Source organism: Vagococcus penaei (assembly GCF_001998885.1).
GTDB classification, from domain to species: Bacteria; Bacillota; Bacilli; order Lactobacillales; family Vagococcaceae; genus Vagococcus; species Vagococcus penaei.
In genome coordinates, this window is record NZ_CP019609.1 from 1,488,233 (window position 1) to 1,506,721 (window position 18,489).

Annotated in this window: 20 protein-coding genes; 18 read left to right on the forward strand and 2 right to left on the reverse strand. The window is 34.8% G+C overall.

The annotated features are described in order from the left end of the window. Window positions 1-154 precede the first annotated feature (154 nt). The 6 genes from mreC to BW732_RS07140 all read left to right on the forward strand — a co-directional run bounded on the left by mreC (window position 155) and on the right by BW732_RS07140 (window position 5,573). Window positions 155-1,015 carry a rod shape-determining protein MreC gene (mreC, locus tag BW732_RS07115; RefSeq protein ID WP_126844290.1) on the forward strand — a complete coding sequence of 287 codons (861 nt, stop codon included), beginning with the start codon at window positions 155-157 and terminating at the stop codon, window positions 1,013-1,015. Further along, on the forward strand, window positions 1,015-1,533 hold the full coding sequence (gene mreD, locus BW732_RS07120) for a rod shape-determining protein MreD (RefSeq protein ID WP_077276095.1): 519 nt from the start codon (window positions 1,015-1,017) through the stop codon (window positions 1,531-1,533). The genes mreC and mreD overlap by 1 nt, the downstream gene beginning before the upstream one ends. A 153-nt stretch (window positions 1,534-1,686) precedes the next feature. After that, a complete protein-coding gene (locus BW732_RS07125) occupies window positions 1,687-3,066 on the forward strand; it encodes a C40 family peptidase (RefSeq protein WP_161485534.1) in 1,380 nt (459 codons plus the stop codon). Between the two features lie 145 nt (window positions 3,067-3,211). Next, window positions 3,212-3,550 (forward strand): PadR family transcriptional regulator, encoded by a 339-nt coding sequence (locus BW732_RS07130; RefSeq protein WP_077276097.1) that lies wholly within the window; start codon window positions 3,212-3,214, stop codon window positions 3,548-3,550. Beyond that, window positions 3,537-4,397: a DUF1129 family protein gene (locus BW732_RS07135; protein ID WP_077276098.1), complete on the forward strand. Its 861-nt coding sequence runs from the start codon at window positions 3,537-3,539 to the stop codon at window positions 4,395-4,397. Before BW732_RS07130 ends, BW732_RS07135 begins: the two co-directional genes overlap by 14 nt. 9 nt (window positions 4,398-4,406) lie before the next feature. Next, entirely contained in the window at window positions 4,407-5,573 is a 1,167-nt protein-coding gene (locus BW732_RS07140; RefSeq protein WP_077276099.1) for a glycerate kinase, read from the forward strand. A gap of 20 nt (window positions 5,574-5,593) precedes the next feature. Here the strand turns inward: BW732_RS07140 and BW732_RS07145 are convergent, their stop codons facing one another. After that, window positions 5,594-5,962 carry a hypothetical protein gene (locus BW732_RS07145; protein ID WP_077276100.1) on the reverse strand — a complete coding sequence of 123 codons (369 nt, stop codon included), beginning with the start codon at window positions 5,960-5,962 and terminating at the stop codon, window positions 5,594-5,596. Between the two features lie 155 nt (window positions 5,963-6,117). Between BW732_RS07145 and BW732_RS07150 the strand changes: the two genes are divergently transcribed. From BW732_RS07150 to BW732_RS07200, 11 genes are all read left to right on the forward strand, one after another. Continuing rightward, entirely contained in the window at window positions 6,118-6,747 is a 630-nt protein-coding gene (locus BW732_RS07150) for a PepSY domain-containing protein (protein WP_077276101.1), read from the forward strand. 106 nt (window positions 6,748-6,853) lie between these two features. Next, window positions 6,854-7,822, forward strand: a complete 969-nt coding sequence (locus tag BW732_RS07155) for an ABC transporter substrate-binding protein (RefSeq protein WP_077276102.1) — start codon at window positions 6,854-6,856, stop codon at window positions 7,820-7,822. A 20-nt stretch (window positions 7,823-7,842) separates the two neighbouring features. Then, the gene (locus BW732_RS07160) at window positions 7,843-8,583 is read left to right on the forward strand and encodes an ABC transporter ATP-binding protein (protein WP_077276103.1); all 741 of its coding nucleotides are present in this window, start codon (window positions 7,843-7,845) and stop codon (window positions 8,581-8,583) included. Next, window positions 8,580-9,332 (forward strand): ABC transporter permease, encoded by a 753-nt coding sequence (locus tag BW732_RS07165; protein ID WP_228414922.1) that lies wholly within the window; start codon window positions 8,580-8,582, stop codon window positions 9,330-9,332. Before BW732_RS07160 ends, BW732_RS07165 begins: the two co-directional genes overlap by 4 nt. Before the next feature lie 73 nt (window positions 9,333-9,405). Next, window positions 9,406-9,615, forward strand: coding sequence for a hypothetical protein (locus BW732_RS07170; protein WP_077276104.1), 210 nt, complete (start codon window positions 9,406-9,408; stop codon window positions 9,613-9,615). Next, window positions 9,596-10,546 (forward strand): VanZ family protein, encoded by a 951-nt coding sequence (locus tag BW732_RS07175; RefSeq protein ID WP_077276105.1) that lies wholly within the window; start codon window positions 9,596-9,598, stop codon window positions 10,544-10,546. Before BW732_RS07170 ends, BW732_RS07175 begins: the two co-directional genes overlap by 20 nt. 177 nt (window positions 10,547-10,723) lie before the next feature. Further along, the gene (locus tag BW732_RS07180) at window positions 10,724-11,320 is read left to right on the forward strand and encodes a nitroreductase family protein (protein WP_077276106.1); all 597 of its coding nucleotides are present in this window, start codon (window positions 10,724-10,726) and stop codon (window positions 11,318-11,320) included. Window positions 11,321-11,508: 188 nt separating this feature from the next. Then, entirely contained in the window at window positions 11,509-13,092 is a 1,584-nt protein-coding gene (locus BW732_RS07185) for an alpha-glucoside-specific PTS transporter subunit IIBC (protein WP_077276107.1), read from the forward strand. Between the two features lie 28 nt (window positions 13,093-13,120). Beyond that, on the forward strand, window positions 13,121-14,458 hold the full coding sequence (locus BW732_RS07190) for a 6-phospho-alpha-glucosidase (RefSeq protein ID WP_211329910.1): 1,338 nt from the start codon (window positions 13,121-13,123) through the stop codon (window positions 14,456-14,458). A 102-nt stretch (window positions 14,459-14,560) separates the two neighbouring features. Continuing rightward, on the forward strand, window positions 14,561-15,325 hold the full coding sequence (locus BW732_RS07195) for a MurR/RpiR family transcriptional regulator (protein ID WP_077276109.1): 765 nt from the start codon (window positions 14,561-14,563) through the stop codon (window positions 15,323-15,325). 5 nt (window positions 15,326-15,330) lie between these two features. Beyond that, window positions 15,331-15,786: a hypothetical protein gene (locus BW732_RS07200; protein ID WP_126844283.1), complete on the forward strand. Its 456-nt coding sequence runs from the start codon at window positions 15,331-15,333 to the stop codon at window positions 15,784-15,786. Window positions 15,787-15,837: 51 nt separating this feature from the next. Here the strand turns inward: BW732_RS07200 and BW732_RS07205 are convergent, their stop codons facing one another. Next, window positions 15,838-16,380, reverse strand: coding sequence for a DUF924 family protein (locus BW732_RS07205; protein WP_077276111.1), 543 nt, complete (start codon window positions 16,378-16,380; stop codon window positions 15,838-15,840). A 204-nt stretch (window positions 16,381-16,584) separates the two neighbouring features. On the opposite strand from BW732_RS07205, the gene BW732_RS07210 reads away from it, so the two are divergent. Further along, window positions 16,585-18,087, forward strand: a complete 1,503-nt coding sequence (locus BW732_RS07210) for a phosphohexomutase domain-containing protein (protein ID WP_077276112.1) — start codon at window positions 16,585-16,587, stop codon at window positions 18,085-18,087. Window positions 18,088-18,489: the final 402 nt, after the last annotated feature.

Consider the following 18,489-nt stretch of genomic DNA (forward strand, 5'->3'; position numbering starts at 1 on the left):
ACTTTTTGAAGTGGTATTTTTTTAGCTACTAATAAAAATACAGCTAATCAATGGAAATAAATAAATAAAATCGACAATGTAGCATCTACTATCAAATAATGATAAAATAGAGCTTGTGTATTTAGCAATTAAATGAACCAGTAGAGGTGACAAGGTGAAAAAATTTGATTCAAGTAAAAATATTATTATTGCTGTCATTATTGCGATAATTGTAATCTTTCTAGTTAGTGTCAGTGTCATTCAGCGTGATAAGAAACAAACGAGTTTACCTGGACAGTCACAAGCTAATAGCGTTATTACAGTTGTAGATGATATCGTTATGGCACCAATCAGAGGGATTGAGAATAGCGTGAAGTCAATTTCGAATCTCTTTAATACGTATTCGGAAAATGATCATTTAAAGAAACGTATTGATCAAAATTTAATGTTGCAAGCTGAGTTAGATAATTATAAAAAAGAAAATGATGATTTGAAAAAGCAATTAGACCTAAGCTCGACTTTGTCTAATTTTGATGTCGTTCATGCGAGTGTAGTGAATCGCTCGCCAGATACTTGGCAAGACGTTTTAGTTATTAATAAAGGGACAGCTGATGGAATTGAAGTTAACATGGCAGTAATGGGTGATAAGGGCTTGGTTGGCCGTGTTATTATTGCAGAAAAAAATAGTGCTAAAGTCGAGCTTTTAACGACTGTTAATCAAAATACCAATCATTTCCCAGTTATGATGTCTGCTGGAGGAGATAAAGCGGCCTATGGTTTAATGGATGCATATAATAGTAAAACGCATACGTTGACAGTATCACAGCTAACCACTGTAGAAGGAATCAAAAAAGGTGATAAAGTCACAACGTCAGGATTGGGTAATACATCACCTAAGGGGCTACTCATTGGTGAAGTAAAAGAAATTAAAAAAAGTAAGACCGGTTTACATGATGAAGTGTTAGTAACACCTGTATCTGATATGTACGATATTACAACCGTCACCGTCATTAAACGGTTGGAAGGGGCAGAGTAATGACAAAAGAAAGAAAAAAAAGATTGTTTTATGCCTTGCCGTTTATTTTTTTCTTCCTCATGCTATTCGATGGACACTTAAGCAGTATTATTTTAACCATTTTTGCTGTCCCTATGTCGTTTACGAGTAATTTATTACTGATGATGATGATGTTTGCGACGTTTCAGATGTCGAAAAGCTATATGATTAGTTGGGCATTAGTGATGGGGTTGCTATATGATTCCTACTATTATAATGTGATTGGGATTAATTTTGTTTTATTTCCACTACTAGTTTGGTTTATGTATCTTTTGTTTGAACGTGTTGTTCCAAATACATTTACAATTATTTTAGCGTTTATTTTATTTGTCACGGCATTATCTGTTGGTCGAGTAATTTTGTTAAGCTTATTTAAATTAACAGATACAACGATTTTGGATTACTTAACGAGAACATTAGCGCCAACACTAGTGGTTAACTTAATTTTAATCATAATTCTAGTGGGTCCGCTAAAAAAATTAGTCAATATAAAACGCTAGTTTCTCTGAATGAAATCTCTTTGTAACATTCTCATCATATGCTTGACATCTGTTTGTGCTACAATTTGTTTGTCGTTGGGAAAACCAACTTGGTTAATGGAACATTATAAAAAAATTGAACTTATAAAATGTATTATTTGGAGGAAGAACATAGTGAAAAAGAAAATATTATCTGCCTTATTAGTAAGCGGGATTACATTGTCGGCAACAGCTCTTCCCGTAGCAGTGAATGCTGATGCAATTGATGATCAAATTGCATCACAAGATAAAAAAATTAAAGAGTTATCTAGTAAAGAAAGTTCAGCAACAGCTGAATTAGCAAGTATTCAAGCAAATATTTCAGAAATTCGTAATGAGGCAGAAAGTTTACAAAGTGAACAAGTTAGCCTAAGTAAAGAAATTGATTCTTTAAATAAAGAAATTGCTGAATTGGAAAAACGTATTGAAAAACGTGACGCTTCAATTCGCGAACAAGCACGTTCAATGCAAGTCGATTCAGCTAGTACTGGAATGCTGGACTTAGTTTTAAGTTCTGAATCAGTTTCTGATGCGGTAACTAAAGTGTTTGCTGCAAGTAAATTAGTTGGCGCTAATAATGATTTGCTACAACAACAACAAGATGATAAAGATGCTGTAGAAGCTAATCGCTCCGCAGTTGAAACAAAAATGGCTGAAGTACAAGAGAATGCAGTGGCTTTAGAAGCTAAAAAAGGTGAATTAGAAGATCAACAATTAGCACAAACTGCAATTGTTAGTCAAATTTCTGCTGATAAAGAAAAAGAATCTGGTAAAAAGAATCAATTCTTAGCTCAAAAAGCAGAAGCTGAAAAACAACGTGAAGCACAACAAAAAGCAGTTGAAGCAGCACAAAAAGTAGCTGCAGAACGTAAAGCCGAAACAGCTAAACAAGAAGTAGTTAAAAAAGCTGAAGAAAAACAATCATCAGATAAAGGTACAAATAATGTAGCTACAGTTGATAATTCTTCATCAAATAATTCAACATCAAGTAGCTCAACAGCTAGTCAAACTGAATCAAATGCGTCTCAAGAAACTAATACAAGTACAACTACTGAGTCTTCAAGCAATAATAGTTCAACTCAAGAAAGTACAAATAATAATAATAGTAATTCAAGTAACACATCGACTACGCCAGCACCAACACCTACGCCCGCACCATCTTCAAATGGTAGTGCAGTTGTAGCTGAAGCTTACAAACATATTGGTAAACCTTATGTTTGGGGAGCTAAAGGTCCAAGTAGTTTTGACTGTTCAGGTTTTACATCATATGTTTACCGCCAAGCAGCTGGCCGTGAAATCGGTGGTTGGACTGTACCACAAGAAAGTGCAGGTCAAACTATTTCTTTAAGTCAATTACAACCAGGAGACTTAGTATTCTGGGGTTCTCAAGGATCAACTCATCACGTGGGAATTTATGTTGGTGGGGGACAATATATTCATGCACCACAACCAGGACAATCTGTAACGGTTCAAAGTATTTCTGCATGGTCACCTGATTTTGGGGTACGCATGTAATCTAACTAGTCAACGTTCAAGACTTTGCTTACGTAGCAAAGTCTTTTTTTTTACTTCACTAGTATGTTTTACAAAGTAGTGAAGTAATGTTATACTTATTAAAAATAGGTACTATGTAATACAAACTAGTGTGGGAGGTTAAATTGTGAAAGAATCACAACTGCTAAAAGGGGTGCTTGAAGGATGTGTTTTACAAATTATTTCGCAAAAAGAAATTTATGGTTATGAATTAGTTCAACAACTAAAAATCCATGGTTTTACTCATATTGTTGGAGGAACGGTTTATCCGTTACTACAAAAGTTAGAGAAGCAAGGGTTAATTAAAGGGCAAATGAAAAAATCATTTGAAGGCCCAAATCGCAAGTATTTTTGTTTGACAGAACTTGGACGAGAGTATTTAAAAAAATTCAAAGAACAGTGGACTGACCTAGTTCAAACTGTAACGCTAATTATTGGGGAGGAAAATAAAGATGACACCAAATAAAAAATCTCAAACATATCGTGATTTGACAAATGACTTAGAGAAAAAGTTGATACCAATTAATCAAACCTATTTTAGCGATTTGCGTTTGTACTTAATGACAGGTGGTTTATTTAACGATGAGGAGCAGGTAGATGCTCAAATCTATAACATTGGCTGTGACATATTTGAAGCACAAGAACATGGGGAGTCAGCAGAAGATTTTTTTGGGAAAAATCCACAAAAAATGGCTAATGAGATATTAAAAGAGTTTCCAAAGATTAGTTGGCATAAAAAATTTACTTATTCATTGTATTTAGTGAGTATCTTTTGGTTCTTTCAGCTAATTAGTGACTTGAATAGCTCATCCGGTCTAACGATTAATGTGTTGGCTTATAGTTTAACTGCGGGTTTATCATTAGGTAGTAGTGTTTTATTTTTTTATGGGATACAACGCTCAGTTTATTTATCTACTGATAATTGGTTAAAAAAGAGTAAAGTTGTCCGTTTTCTTATTCTGTGGCTGGTTGCTTGTGTATTTATCGGATTATTTGTAGTTATTACCTTATTCACACCCAAGTTGTTAACAGTTAATATTCCAACTCCTTTTGATAGTGTGATTATTGTAGGACTTGTTTTAGGTGCTGTTGGGTTAATTTTAGCCAAAAAAGTAAAAGAGTTTTATCCAAGTATTGTTGTTATTTTGGCTTTAGGCTTGACCGGTTTACTTAAACGTCTACCAGTAATCAAAAATAGTCTGACGCAAAAGGAATTCATATATGTGACAATAGGCATTATTTTAGTGAGTTACATTATTTATCTTTTCTTGACAAGAAAGATGATAAAAAAACAAACGCAAGATTCAGAATAGGAGTCTAGTATGATGAAGACAATTTTATTAGCACCAGATTCATTTAAAGATAGTATGACTGCTTTTGATGCTTGTTTAGCGATGGAAACTGGATTAAAGCGTGTATTTGGTAAGCATGTTATTTATCAGCAAATGCCGATGTCAGATGGTGGTGAGGGGATAGTAGATACATTGGTTACAGCTACGAATGGACAGAAGGTGACAGTAACGGTTGAGGGGCCGTTACCTTCAATGCAAGTAACCAGCTATTATGGTCTATTAGGTGATGGTGAGACAGCAGTGATCGAAATGGCAAAGGCGAGTGGTTTGGAACTATTAACTATTTCGCAGCGTAATCCACTTCTTACATCCACTTTTGGTACTGGTCAATTAATTCAAGCAGCATTAGCTCATGGCATTAGACGATTTATTATTGGAATTGGGGGCAGTGCAACGAATGATGGTGGTACAGGAATGGCTGAGGCGTTAGGTGCAAAATTTTATGATAAGTACGGCTCACAGTTAAAAATGAGAGGGGATACGTTGACTAGAATCGCATCAATTGACTTGTCAGGATTGGATAAACGCTTAATGGAATCGACTATTGACGTAGCTTGTGATGTTGATAGTCCGTTATTAGGTCCTACTGGGGCAACAGCGATATTTAGTAAGCAAAAGGGAGCAGACCAATTAATGCAAGTTCAATTGGAACAGGGGCTATCAAATTTAGCGGAGTTAGCAACAGAAATCAGTCAGAAAGAATTTCATCTAGTTCCTGGAAGCGGTGCGGCTGGTGGGCTTGGTTTTGGCCTTCAACTATTTTGTGGTGGTCTATTAGTCTCAGGTGTCGAGCGAGTGATAGAGGAGCTTGATTTAGTTAAAGCTATTGCTAAGGCAGATCTTATATTTACGGGAGAAGGCTCTTTAGATAGTCAAACATCATATGGAAAAGTTATTGCGGGACTAGCTAAAGTGGCTAAAGCCCAAAAGAAGCCGTTAATTGCTTGTGTTGGTCGAATAGATGGTGATGTTAGACCATTGTATCTTCAAGGAGTGACGGCTGCTTTTAGTATTTTGCCTAAACTTGATTCATTGAATCACTGTTTGGAGCAAGGCCCAGACAATTTAGCAGCAACATGTGAAGCAATCGGACGTTTATTAAGTATAAAAAAAGACTTATCTACCTTAGGTAAATAAGTCTTTTTTAATTTAGCTAATTAAAAAGGACGTTCTAAATTAGAAAGAACTTTATCATAAGCTTTTTGTGCCTCGCTCATTGAGAGGTTTTTTTGTTGGCTAATCCATTGGACAATTGAAATTTCAGCATTTTCTCGCATCATTGCTTTAACATGTTCGACTTCTTCTGGAGATAACTCAGAATTTTCAAAGGTGTCGTGATCTTCGTCTTTAGACTTTTTGCCAGGCTTTAACACGGCTAAAAGAATTAAGCCAGCTGCAACTAAGAATAAAATACCAGCTAGGAAATTTAAAAAATTAATGTAGTCAAAGAAAGTCATTAATTGAAAAATACCTAGAATTAGAAAAATTAAGAATAGCCAAAAATAAACATTTTTAAAAAGTTTCATCGAAATACTCCTTTAAATTGTATCAAATATCAAATGAATTATAACATGTTTTATAATAAATTCATAATTTAGTATAAAATCAGTCTCTAGTTTGATGAATTGTAACTTAATTTTTGATAGGATAGAAGTATAAATAGATAACGGGGGATTTTTTTATGAAAAAATTATATCTGATGATTGGGTTAAGTTTTATTACAGTTGGCGCATTAACAGCCTGTTCAAAACCAGCTGAAAAGAATACGACACCAGCGACAAGTAGTCAAACAACGACTAGCAGTAGTACAAGTGCTGAAACAACTAAAAGTTCAATCAAGACAAAGGATGAGCAATCTGATTTAAGTAAAGTGAAAGTAACCGTCAAAGAAGTAGTTGAGTTATACCAACAAGCACATCCCGATAGTGATATTACGTCATTAGAATTAGAGTCACCTTTAGGGGCCTTAGTTTATAAAGTCGAGGGTATGGACGATGAGCAAGAGTACGAGATGGTGATAGATGCGATGAATAAAAAAGTCGAAAAAAATCATTCAGAAAAGTTAGATCGTAATGAAAAAGGTGGAACAGAAAGAAAAGAAGAAGCCTTAGATGTCAAAAATTTAATTAGTGTGGATAAAGCTATTTCAATTGCTGAATCAGCTGCTGGTTTTGGTAAAGCAACAGAATTAAGTTTAGATAAAGAGTTATCGATTACTTTTTGGGACGTGACGGTGAAGGAAGGCATGAAAGAGATGGAAATTAAATTGAATGCTCAAACTGGTGATGTTGTCGAAAGTAAAAAAGATTAGTATTTGAAACACCGAATTATCACATAGATAATTTGGTGTTTTTTTAGTTCCAGCAAATAGTGTATAATAAAGATTGTGATTTAATGATTAAAAAGGAGTGGAAAAGATGTTTAAAGGAAAATTGGTAGCGTTAACCGTGGCAACGGTATTAACTAGTCTGACATTGGTTGGGTGTGGTACCAAAGAAAAAGCAACAGAAGAAACTAGTCAAAAAGATCAGGCTAAGTCGTTAACGCTAAGTTTTGGCGCAATGCCAGCGGTTGATAGTTTACCGGTATACATTGCGGAAAAAGAAGGTTACTTTAAAGAAGAAGGTTTAGACTTAGACTTACAAAGTTTTAAATCACCTAAAGATCGTGATGCTGCTTTATCAAGTGGTCATTTAGACGGTGCTAATACCGATTTGATTGCTTTAAGTGCTTATCGTCAAGGTGATTTGGATATGAAGATTGTCAGCCAGTCGATAGGGACATTCTCAGTGATTACTGGTGAAGAATCTGTTGAAAAACTGGCAGATTTAGAGGGTAAAAAAGTTGGGTATATTCAAAAGCAAGCACCAGAATACTTTTTGGCGAAAGCATTAGAAAAGGAAAAATTATCGTTATCTAGTATTCAACCTGAAATGGTTCCTCAAATTCCGGTTCGTGTTGAGTTAACAAAAAACAAAAAAATTGCGGCAACGATTGTACCTGAACCATTTACAACTATTGGTGAAGTAGAAGGATTAAAAGAATTGGCAAATAGCCAAGAGTTAGATATTCAGACAACAATTTTTGGTTTTAAAGCAGATGTTTTAAGTGATAAGCCAGAGGCAGTTAAAGCCTTCTATAACGCGTACAATAAAGGTGTAGACTATATTAACAATCATCCATTAAATGATTACTACCCAGTGTTAGTCGAAAAAATTGGTTTTACTGACGCTATTAAAGATAAAGTTAAATTGCCTAACTACACTCAAGCAAAACAAATTGACCCAAATCAAGTGAAAGAAGCCTTTGATTGGTCTAAAGAACAAAGAATTTATACAAAAGACTGGACAGATAAAGACGTCATGAGCGATTTATTAGCTAAATAATTAGTCGGAAAGGACCAATCATGTTAGATATTAAGCATCTTAGTGCGAGTCATGACACTAAAATCATTTTACAAGAAATTAATTTAACGGTTGCACGTGATGATATTGTCGCCTTAATTGGTCCAAGTGGCACTGGAAAGACCACACTTATCGAGTGTATTAATGGGCTACAAAAGATTACTTCAGGTAATATTACACTCAATGGGACGCCAGTGACACCAAGACAACAGACAATTAGTTGGATTCCACAGCAATATGGTTTATTACCATGGGCGACGGTTTATGATAACGTATTAATGGGTGTAACGATAAAAAAAATTCCGGTGACGGACTTATTAAAGCAACAAGTAAGTGACTTGCTACAATCATTGGGCTTATCAGAACTAGTCAATCAATTTCCAAATCAATTAAGTGGTGGGCAACAGCAACGAGTTGCGATTGCTCGTGCAATGTTGGTTAATCCAGATATTTTCTTATTGGATGAACCTTTTTCAGCTTTGGACGCTTTAACGAGAGAACAGATGCAAGCCCAATTTTTTAGCCAGTGGCAAATCCACAAAGCACCAACTATTTTAATTACACATGATGTTGAAGAAGCGGTATTTTTAGGTAGTCGAATTGTCTTGCTATCCGGATCACCGGGACAAATTGTGGCTGATATCCCTAATGATAAATTATTTCACTTAGCGCTGAGTGAACGTCGTGTTTCCTCATTATTTTATGAGCAAGTACGACTAGTAAGGGAGGCGCTCGGACGATGAAAACAATGAAAAAAAAGTGGGTACCATTACTCGTAGGCGTACTAGTTATTAATTTTCTTTGGTGGATAGCAAGTCTAGCAGTCAATCAAAGTATGTTACCATCACCATTTGTTGTATATGCACACTTTGGTCAACTAAATCCCAGCATGATGTGGCTACACGTTTATAATAGTCTGATACGTTTATTTTGGGGATTACTTTTAGCCGTTAGTTTGGGATTTGGTATTGGATTATTGATGGGCAGATCCAATCATTGGAATCGCTGGTTAGATCCGTTAGTATATTTAACCTATCCGATACCTAAAGTCGCGCTATTGCCTATTATTATGTTACTATTTGGCTTAGGAAATGTGTCCAAAATTATGTTGATTACTTTAATTGTAGTCTTCCAAGTCATTTTATCTGTTAGAGATGGTATTCGTTCAATTCCGCCAAGTTATTATCAGCAATTAATTGTTTTAGGTGCTAGTCGTTGGCAAATCTTTGAGAAAATAACTTTGCCAGCTGCTATGGCGGCAATTTTAAATGCTGTCAGAATTGCTTTAGGAACAGCGATTGCAATTCTTTTCTTTACTGAAGTGTACGGAACGCAATATGGACTTGGTTATTTTGTAATGGATGCATGGGGTAGGTTAAATTATTTAGACATGTATTGTGGTATTTTAATTTTAAGTTTGGTTGCTTTCTTATTATTCTTATTAATTGATGTATTAGAGAGTTCCTTGTTAAAATGGCGCCAATATACATAAATGTAAAAAAATAATGGTATAATATATGAAAATATATTAGCCATTATTTTTTTGTTAAGGAGTTGAGGAAACGGTGTTAGCAATCTATGAGGTACCGATTATTTCAGCATTTTTGGTTTTCTTTGTTTTAGCTGGGATAATGACGGCGCCATGGACAATTTATCAGTACCGAAAACATGGTTATTTTAACTTTTGGCGAAGTTTAGTTATTTTTAGTTTTATTTTTTATTGTCTGTCAGCTTTTTTTTTTAGTCAGTCTACCAATGCCCAAAAGTCGCCATAACCAACCAATGTTACCAAATCCGTGGAAAATGCAACTACATCCATTGATTATGTTTAAAGAATTTGGTGAGGTACAAGGCTTTTATCCGAAGCAACTGAGTACCTATCCAATTTTATTTAAGTCATTTACGTTTTTACAAGTAGCCTTTAATGTCTTACTGTTATTTCCATTAGGGGTTTACTTACGTTACTTTTTTAAAACATCTAAAAAATGGTATTTGGCAATTATGATTGGCTTTTTTGTGTCATTATTTTTTGAAGTATCACAAATCACAGCCCTATTTGGTTATTTTGATTATCCTTATCGCCACTTTGATGTGGATGACATTATTACTAATACTTTGGGTACGTGGCTTGGTTTTGTGTTGGCACCACTTATTTTATTTTTTATTCCCAGTCGTGAAGCAATTAAGGAAAAAGATTTACATTATGAACAAAGTCGGTTGGCTTCTTACGGCGCACAGGTTATCGAATGCTTGTTGACCTATTTTATTGGTAAAGATCTTATTGGTAGTTTGCTACAAGCTTTATTAAAAACGACAGATGTGACATCAGAATTATTGGGTATATTTATTTGTCTAGTTGTTTTACCGTATATTTTTTACGGTCGAACACTTGGTGGCTTGATAGTCAACGTTAAATTGGTCTCAAATGGTCAACGACCAAGTTTATTGATGCTTATGAAACGCTTAGTTTTAGTCGCTATGCCGCTTTTTCTTATTCGGATTTTGCAGTGGGTGCAACAATTTAATAATGAAAGTCCAATTGTCATTATGTCCACGGTCTTTTTATTTGTATTGTTTGCGATAACTTGGTTAATGATTGTTATAACGGTATTACAACAATGGATCCGTCGATTTAATGAACCGTATTTTAATCGTTATGTCGGTATTCATGGGGAATTTAGTCGTAAACAAAAAGCCAAAAAATAGAATCTACTCTGTATCTATCAATCGTGGTGTAGGCATTACCTAGTTAATCTAAGTAATGCCTATTTTTTATTTTAAACGAGTGAGCAAGATACTTTACTTACAAAAAGTAAGATGTTAAAGTATGTTTATAGTCATTAAACAAACAAAAAACAATAAATGAAAAGGTGGAAATATATTATGTCAGAATTCGTTAATTTATTAAAAAATCGTCGATCAATCTATGCACTAGGAAAAAATAGCCCATTATCAAATGAGGAATTAGAAACATTAGTTACTGAAGTTGTTCGTGAATCACCAACAGCATTTAACTCACAAACACAACGCGTGGTCTTCTTATCTGGTGATGCGCACCAAAAATTATGGGATATGACGGCAGCAGCATTAAAACCAATGATGCCAGAAGCTGCTTTTTCTGGAACACAAGAGAAGTTACAAGGATTTGCTAATGGAACTGGAACAATTTTATTTTTTGAAGACATGGATATTGTTAAAAACTTACAAGAACAATTTGCTTTATATGCAGAAAACTTCCCAATCTGGTCAGAGCAAGCAAGTGGTTTAACACAGGCCAACGTTTGGACAGCTTTAGCTGAAAAAGGTATCGGGGCCAACTTACAACATTATAATCCAGTAATTGATGAAGCCGTACAAAATGAATGGAATATTCCAACTTCATGGAAGCTAAGAGCACAATTAGTGTATGGCTCAATTGAAGCAGCTGCTGGAGAAAAAGAATATATGGAAAACAGTGAACGTTTCAAATCGTTTAACTAATTTTTAGTGAAAAGACTAGTCATTTTTGACGTAGTCTTTTTTTATAAACTGAAAGCTATGAAATTTAGTGTCAATTAATGACAATTTAATTCATAAATAGGTAATTGGTACAGTTGTTATGTAAACGATTGCTTTGTTCGTTTTTAGTGTCATAATGAAGATATAAAATTGAAAGGGGCTAACTAATTATGATGGAAAAAGTGCAACGGTTTGGGGGTGCAATGTTTACACCAGTACTTCTTTTCTCTTTTTCGGGTATTATGGTCGCGTTATGTATTATCTTTAAAAATCCTATGCTGGTGGGAAGTATTGCGAATGAAGGGACTACTTGGTTTAGTGTTTGGTCCATTATTGAAGATGGAGCATGGACAGTTTTTAATCAAATGGAATTATTATTTGTTATTGGGTTAGCGATTGGATTAGCAAAAAAAGCAAATGCTCGAGCAGCAATGGAAGCATTTGTTATCTATACGACATTCAATTATTTTGTCAGTGGTATGGTTAAATATTTTGGTTCATTCTTTGGTGTTGATTTCACGTTAGAGGCTGGTGGCGAAAGTGGCTTAAAACTAATCGGTGGTATTAAGACCTTGGATACTGGCATTATTGGCGCCATTGTTATTTCTGCTATTGTTGTTTATATTCATGATCGTTTCTTTGACACTAAATTACCAGATTTCTTAGGAGTATTTCAAGGTTCCTCATTAGTCGTGATTATTGGCTTCTTTGCAATGTTACCTGTTGCTTTTTTAACAGCTCTTGTTTGGCCTAAACTACAAATTGGTATTAGCTCAATGCAAGGATTTTTAGCTACCTCGGGAATATTTGGTGTTTGGCTATATACCTTCTTGGAACGGATTTTAATTCCAACAGGGCTTCATCATTTTATTTACACACCATTTATTTTTGGTCCAGCCGTTGTTGAAGGTGGAATCACTAAATACTGGATGGCCCACTTAAATGAATACTCTCAAACAACGGAACCACTGAAAAAGTTATTCCCAGAAGGTGGGTTTGCTCTACATGGTAATTCTAAGATTTTTGCGTCACCAGGTATTGCGGCAGCATTTTACTTTACCGCTAAACCAGAAAATCGTAAAAAAGTGTTAGCAATTCTTATTCCAACTACTTTAACAGCTGTTTTAGCTGGTATTACTGAACCATTAGAATTTACATTCTTATTTGTTGCACCCGTTTTATTCGTTGTTCATGCTGTATTAGCGGCAACAATGGCAGCAACAATGTATGGTTTTGGTGTTGTTGGTGATATGGGTGGTGGTTTTATTGATTTACTAGCAAAAAACTGGATTCCTTTATTTGCAAATCATAAGGGAATGATTTTTACGCAGTTAGTCATTGGTTTAGCATTCACTGTGATTTATTTCCTCATTTTTAGATTCTTAATTTTAAAATTTAATTTTGCTACACCGGGACGGGAAGATAATGCAGAGGAAGTGAAGTTGTATAGTAAAAAAGATTTCAAAGAAAAACAAGCAAAAGTTGGTGTGACAGAAACAGGAGAACCGAATTCACAGTATTTAGATCGTGCGATTATTTTCTTGGATGCTTTTGGTGGATCAGAAAATATTGAAAAAGTGAACAATTGTGCGACACGGTTAAGAATTACTGTCAAAGATGAAACTAAGGTTCAGCCAGATGCAGCATTTAAAGCTGGTGGAGCACATGGTGTTGTTAGAAATGGTAAGGCATTCCAAGTGATTGTTGGTTTAGATGTTCCTCAAGTAAGAGAACAGTTTGAAAAAATATTATAAGTAATAATTATTATAGAAATGGAGATAGATTAAAATGAAGAAATTTTCAATTGTGATTGCAGGCGGCGGAAGTACATTTACACCGGGTATTGTTCTTATGTTATTGGATAATTTGGAACGGTTCCCTATTCGTCAAATTAAATTTTATGATAATTTAGATGAACGTCAAAAACATATTGCAGATGCTTGTCGTATTATTATTAAAGAAAGTGCACCGGACATCCACTTTTTATCAACCACTGATCCAAAAGAAGCTTTTACTGATGTTGATTTTGTGATGGCACATATTCGTGTTGGATTATATGCTATGCGTGAAAAAGATGAAAAAATCCCATTGAATTACGGGGTCTTAGGACAAGAAACTTGTGGTCCTGGTGGTATTTCGTATGGTATGCGTTCAATTGGTGGGGTACTTGAGTTAATTGACTACATGGAGCAATATTCTCCTAATGCTTGGATGCTAAATTATTCTAATCCAGCAGCAATCGTAGCCGAAGCAACACGTAAATTAAGACCGAATTCAAAAATTATTAATATTTGTGACATGCCTGTTGGAATTGAAGAACGAATGGCTAAAGCTATTGGCTTATCTTCACGTAAAGAGATGGTTGTCCGTTACTATGGATTGAATCATTTTGGTTGGTGGACAGATATTAGAGATTTAGAGGGTAATGACTTAATGCCTCAGATTAAAGCACATGTTGGTAAACATGGTTATTCATTGAAAGAAGAGATGGAAGAATCTCAACATACCGATGCTAGTTGGATGGATACATTCTCAAAGGCTAAAGATTTATATGCTGTAGATCCAGATACGCTACCAAATACCTATTTAAAATATTATTTGTATCCTCAAGAAGCTGTAGAGCATGCTAATCCTGAGTATACACGTGCCAATGAAGTCATGGATGGTCGTGAAAAACATGTTTTTGGTGAATGTGATAAAATTGTTGCCAATGGTACAGCAAAAGGTTCTAGCTTAGAGATTGATGAGCACGCTAGTTATATTGTAGACTTAGCTAGAGCGATTGCTTATAACACACATGAACGGATGCTGTTAATTGTTGAAAATAAAGGTGCTATTGTGAATTTTGATGAAACGGCAATGGTAGAAGTGCCATGTATTGTTGGTGTGAATGGTCCAGAACCACTTGTTCAAGGAACAATCCCACGTTTCCAAAAAGGAATGATGGAGCAACAAGTTGCTGTAGAAAAACTAGTAGTAGAAGCTTGGGCAGAAGGATCTTATCAAAAACTATGGCAAGCTTTAACGTTATCTAAAACGGTACCGAATGCTGGTGTTGCGAAAGAGTTGCTAGATGCTTTAATTGAAGCGAATAAAGGTTTCTGGCCAGAATTGAGTTAATTTAAAGATAATTATTGAACGAATAGTCTCGAAATATTTTATTGCACTCCTTATTATCATGTATAATGATAGTAGGTTAACAATAAGAAGGGGGCTATTCGTTTGATTTTAGACCAATTGTTGAATAATGATCAAAGTAAATTGAGTGATTTAGATAAGGAACTATTAAAATATATCATTGAAAATAAAAGCTCAGTTACTCAATTCAGTATTTCGGAATTAAGTGAAAAATCTTATGTTTCCAAATCGACTATTATTCGTTTAATGAAAAAATTAGGCTTTTCGGGGTATTCAGAATTTAAATTCTTACTCAATCAAGAAACAAAGCAAAAAAAAGCAATGAAAAAAGCAGGATTTGATTTGTTCAAAAGTCAGACAGCTGATATTCAGAATACATTAAAGAATATCGATAATGATGGAATTCAGCAAGCTACAGATTTACTTGCTATTAGCCAAATTATTTATTGTTATGGAACAGGTTACTCTCAAAGAAAAGCAGCCGAAGAATTTTCCAAGCAATTAATTGCTTGTGGAAAAAAAGTCATTCTAATTCCTGATCAGACTGAATTAGAGATGATGATGAGTATTATGACCAGTCAAGATTGTTTGGTAATTGTCTCTTTAAGCGGTGAGACACCAGGTATAAAAAATACGCTGTTGGAATTAAATATCAGAAGTATTAAAATTATTTCAGTCACCCGTTCGGGAGCTAATTTTATTTCCCAACATGCGACACATCATTTTTTTTATTATCTAACGGAATTTCCTGTTAGAGAAAATATTGAAACATTATCTTTTGTCACTTTGCACTTATTATTGGATTATATCGTTCGATTTTATGTCACACATTACAATGAATTGGAGTGAATACTATGTTTGGAATCAAGCGAACTAATTTATGGAGAAATATATTAGTAGGATATTGGATACTTATACCTGTTGTCTTCCTCTGTTACACAGGTATGACTAGTTTGAAATTATCAGTCACTTTTAAAGAATTATTAACTAATACTGGTACATTTGCAGTAGGCTTATTATTAAGCTGTCTAATGATTGTACTAGCTTTAATGCTTTTGATGATTGATAAAACTCAAGTAAGTCAACATAGTATTCTTGGTAGATATCTAGTATTCGCTATGATTCAACAAGTTTTAACACTTAATTTTGTTGGTGTAATTATAGCATTCTTTTACTACCGGACTTTACCTGTAAAAAGCCAACAAGATAAGATTTTAACGTTTATGCCAATTTTAATCATGGCTATTCTATTATTATTGTCTGTCCTAATGAGCCTAATTAGTTTTAATTTATTCAATACTTCTGTTTAGAAAAAAGCTGTTTAGAACGTTTCTTCTAACGTTTAAAACAGCTTTTTTTAGTTAAAATGATGAGTTAGGTGTACCTAAAAAGGCTAATTCTTCCACTGTTGATAAACGTCCTAAGATGACATTGCGATGTGGGTAGCGACCAAAACGGTCAATTATAGTTTTATGTTGAATTTCAAAATCAAGATAAGACTCAAGTCCTGGACTCGCAAAAAGTTTAACGGCTTCTTGGTGAATGATAGGTGATTCTGAATGCATGTATGGCATTAGTAGAAAGGCTAGTTCATCAGTAGTCAATTGCTCAGTTTGCTGGGTAGCAACCGCTTCTTGTGCCAAAATTAAGGCCAGTGAATCATAGGCAAAAGCTTGTGGAGTCTGACGAAACATATTACGTGAGAATTGATCAAGAACAATGATTTCAGCTAAGCGCCCATGAATTGTTTGGCGCCAGTTAGCTCCTTCACATTTAGCTAGAGCTTGATGTGTCTCAAAAAATTGTTGACGAATTTGTTGATCAAAAGCAATATCTTTTTTAAAGCGTTGTTCTGGTGTGGCATCCTTAAACCAAAATGTTAAAACATCTGCTGGTTGTTGCATCCTAAAACCTTCTTTCATTCAAAGTATTATTTTCATTATTGTACCATTATTTGTGAAGGGCGTAAAAATAAGCGCCCATGAAATTAGTCATTTATATACTAAGCAAGAGGTAAGAGGCAATAAGCTTAGCTAGTTTTTTTAGGGTGTCTTTTGGTATAATAGATTATGTCAGTAATGTAAACGGTCTTATTAGGAGGAGCAAACATGACGTTAGAAAAATTAAAAAACGGGTCAGATATTCGTGGAATTGCGATTACTACGGAGGAATTTCCAGCAACCTTGACAGCCACTGAAGCGAAGCAAATTGGTTTTGGGATTCTAAACTGGTTAACCCAACAGAAAAAGTTACCGTTATCGGGACTTAAATTAGCCATTGGACATGATAGTCGTTTATCTGCAGATGTGTTGAAAGAAGCCTTGGTTGAGACATGGTTGAAAGCAGGCGTTACTGTCATTGATACCGGATTAGCAACCACACCGGCTATGTTTATGGCAACCAAGTTTGCTGATTTTGATGTAGATGCAAGTGTGATGATTACAGCGAGTCATTTGCCTTACTACTATAACGGTATTAAAATTTTTACCCGTGATGGTGGCGCCGAGCATGAAGATATTGATTTTATTATGTCTCATACAGATACTATAAATTTGGAAAATCAATCAGGACAAGTGATTACTCAATCAATTATCCCAACTTATGCACAAGATTTAGTGACTAAGATTCAACAGGGAACATCTTTAGAAAAACCTTTAGCAGGATTTCATATTGTTTTAGATGCTGGAAATGGTGCGGGTGGTTTCTTTGCACCTTTAGTTTTGGAAGCCTTAGGTGCGGATATTACCGGTAGCCAATTTTTAGAACCAGATGGTCATTTTCCAAACCATATGCCTAATCCGGATAATAAAGAAGCAATGGCTAGCATCCGCCAAGCGGTTTTAGCAAATCAAGCTGATTTAGGTGTTATTTTTGACACAGATGTTGATCGAGCAGCGGTTGTTGATGCTACTGGAGCTGTCATCAATCGAAATAATCTAATCGCTGTTTTAGCACAAATTATTTTAGTCGATGGTGCCAATCAAACGATTGTGACTAACTCCCCAACGTCAAGTCATTTGAAAACGTTTATTGAATCTTTAGGAGGCAAACAAGTTCGTTACTTATGTGGCTACCGCAATGTGATTAACAAAGCGATAGAATTGAATAAACAAGGCATTTCTACACCATTAGCCATTGAAACAAGCGGACATGCAGCTTTCAAGGAAAATTACTTTTTAGACGATGGGGCATATGTGATTGCTAAGATTTTAATGCTACTTCCTAAATTGCGTCAAGAGGGTAAGACATTAAGTGACCTTATTTCAGGGTTAAAACAGCCAGTGGAAACAGATGAATACCGTTTTAAAATTAAAACAACGGATGATCGCGCGACAGGACGAGCAATTATTAGTCGATTGGAAGATTTTGTGAATGAAACGCCAGGTTTTACTGTTGATTTTGATAATGAAGAAGGTATCCGAGTTAATGTCAATGAAACATATGGTTCGGGTTGGTTTTTATTACGCTTAAGTTTACATGAACCGTTATTAGTCCTACAAGTTGAAAATGATATGTTTGGTAAAAATCATGAAGTGGTTAGTAAATTAGCAACATTCTTTGAAAAGTATGAAACGGAAATCGATAGTCACGCATTACAAGCTTTCCGTTAATTCCGTTAGCTACAAGTGTTGACTATTGAGTCGTAATTGACATTAAATTTGAAGAATGATAGAATCGAACGTGTGTCATAACGGCAAATTAGTCATTAAGTTGATTGATTAGAATAGTTAGTGAATACGGACAATAAATGATTAACCTGAGTAGATTAATAAATGAATAAATTAAATAGCACACTTTTGGAATAGTAAAGGGTCACTTACCATTGACAGAGAGAAATCATTTGCTGAAAGATTTTAATGTAAGTCCTTGAACCTACCAGATTACTAGGTTAGATACCTTTATCATCTAAACATAAGTTGTAAAGTAAACTCTACTTTGAAGCAAGGTGGTACCGCCGATTCAGGTCCTTGCATCAAGTAGAGTTTTTTATTTTTTTTATAGAAAAGTATTGA

Excerpts from the sequence above, each read along its gene's own strand:
- BW732_RS07185 (WP_077276107.1), top strand. The coding sequence starts at position 11,509 with ATGATGGAAAAAGTGCAACGGTTTGGGGGTGCAATGTTTACACCAGTA.
- BW732_RS07155 (WP_077276102.1), top strand. The coding sequence starts at position 6,854 with ATGTTTAAAGGAAAATTGGTAGCGTTAACCGTGGCAACGGTATTAACT.
- BW732_RS07205 (WP_077276111.1), bottom strand. The coding sequence starts at position 16,380 with ATGCAACAACCAGCAGATGTTTTAACATTTTGGTTTAAGGATGCCACA.
- BW732_RS07180 (WP_077276106.1), top strand. The coding sequence starts at position 10,724 with ATGTCAGAATTCGTTAATTTATTAAAAAATCGTCGATCAATCTATGCA.
- BW732_RS07145 (WP_077276100.1), bottom strand. The coding sequence starts at position 5,962 with ATGAAACTTTTTAAAAATGTTTATTTTTGGCTATTCTTAATTTTTCTA.
- BW732_RS07200 (WP_126844283.1), top strand. The coding sequence starts at position 15,331 with ATGTTTGGAATCAAGCGAACTAATTTATGGAGAAATATATTAGTAGGA.
- BW732_RS07140 (WP_077276099.1), top strand. The coding sequence starts at position 4,407 with ATGATGAAGACAATTTTATTAGCACCAGATTCATTTAAAGATAGTATG.
- BW732_RS07210 (WP_077276112.1), top strand. The coding sequence starts at position 16,585 with ATGACGTTAGAAAAATTAAAAAACGGGTCAGATATTCGTGGAATTGCG.
- BW732_RS07175 (WP_077276105.1), top strand. The coding sequence starts at position 9,596 with ATGCCCAAAAGTCGCCATAACCAACCAATGTTACCAAATCCGTGGAAA.
- BW732_RS07165 (WP_228414922.1), top strand. The coding sequence starts at position 8,580 with ATGAAAACAATGAAAAAAAAGTGGGTACCATTACTCGTAGGCGTACTA.
- BW732_RS07160 (WP_077276103.1), top strand. The coding sequence starts at position 7,843 with ATGTTAGATATTAAGCATCTTAGTGCGAGTCATGACACTAAAATCATT.
- BW732_RS07150 (WP_077276101.1), top strand. The coding sequence starts at position 6,118 with ATGAAAAAATTATATCTGATGATTGGGTTAAGTTTTATTACAGTTGGC.
- BW732_RS07135 (WP_077276098.1), top strand. The coding sequence starts at position 3,537 with ATGACACCAAATAAAAAATCTCAAACATATCGTGATTTGACAAATGAC.
- mreD (WP_077276095.1), top strand. The coding sequence starts at position 1,015 with ATGACAAAAGAAAGAAAAAAAAGATTGTTTTATGCCTTGCCGTTTATT.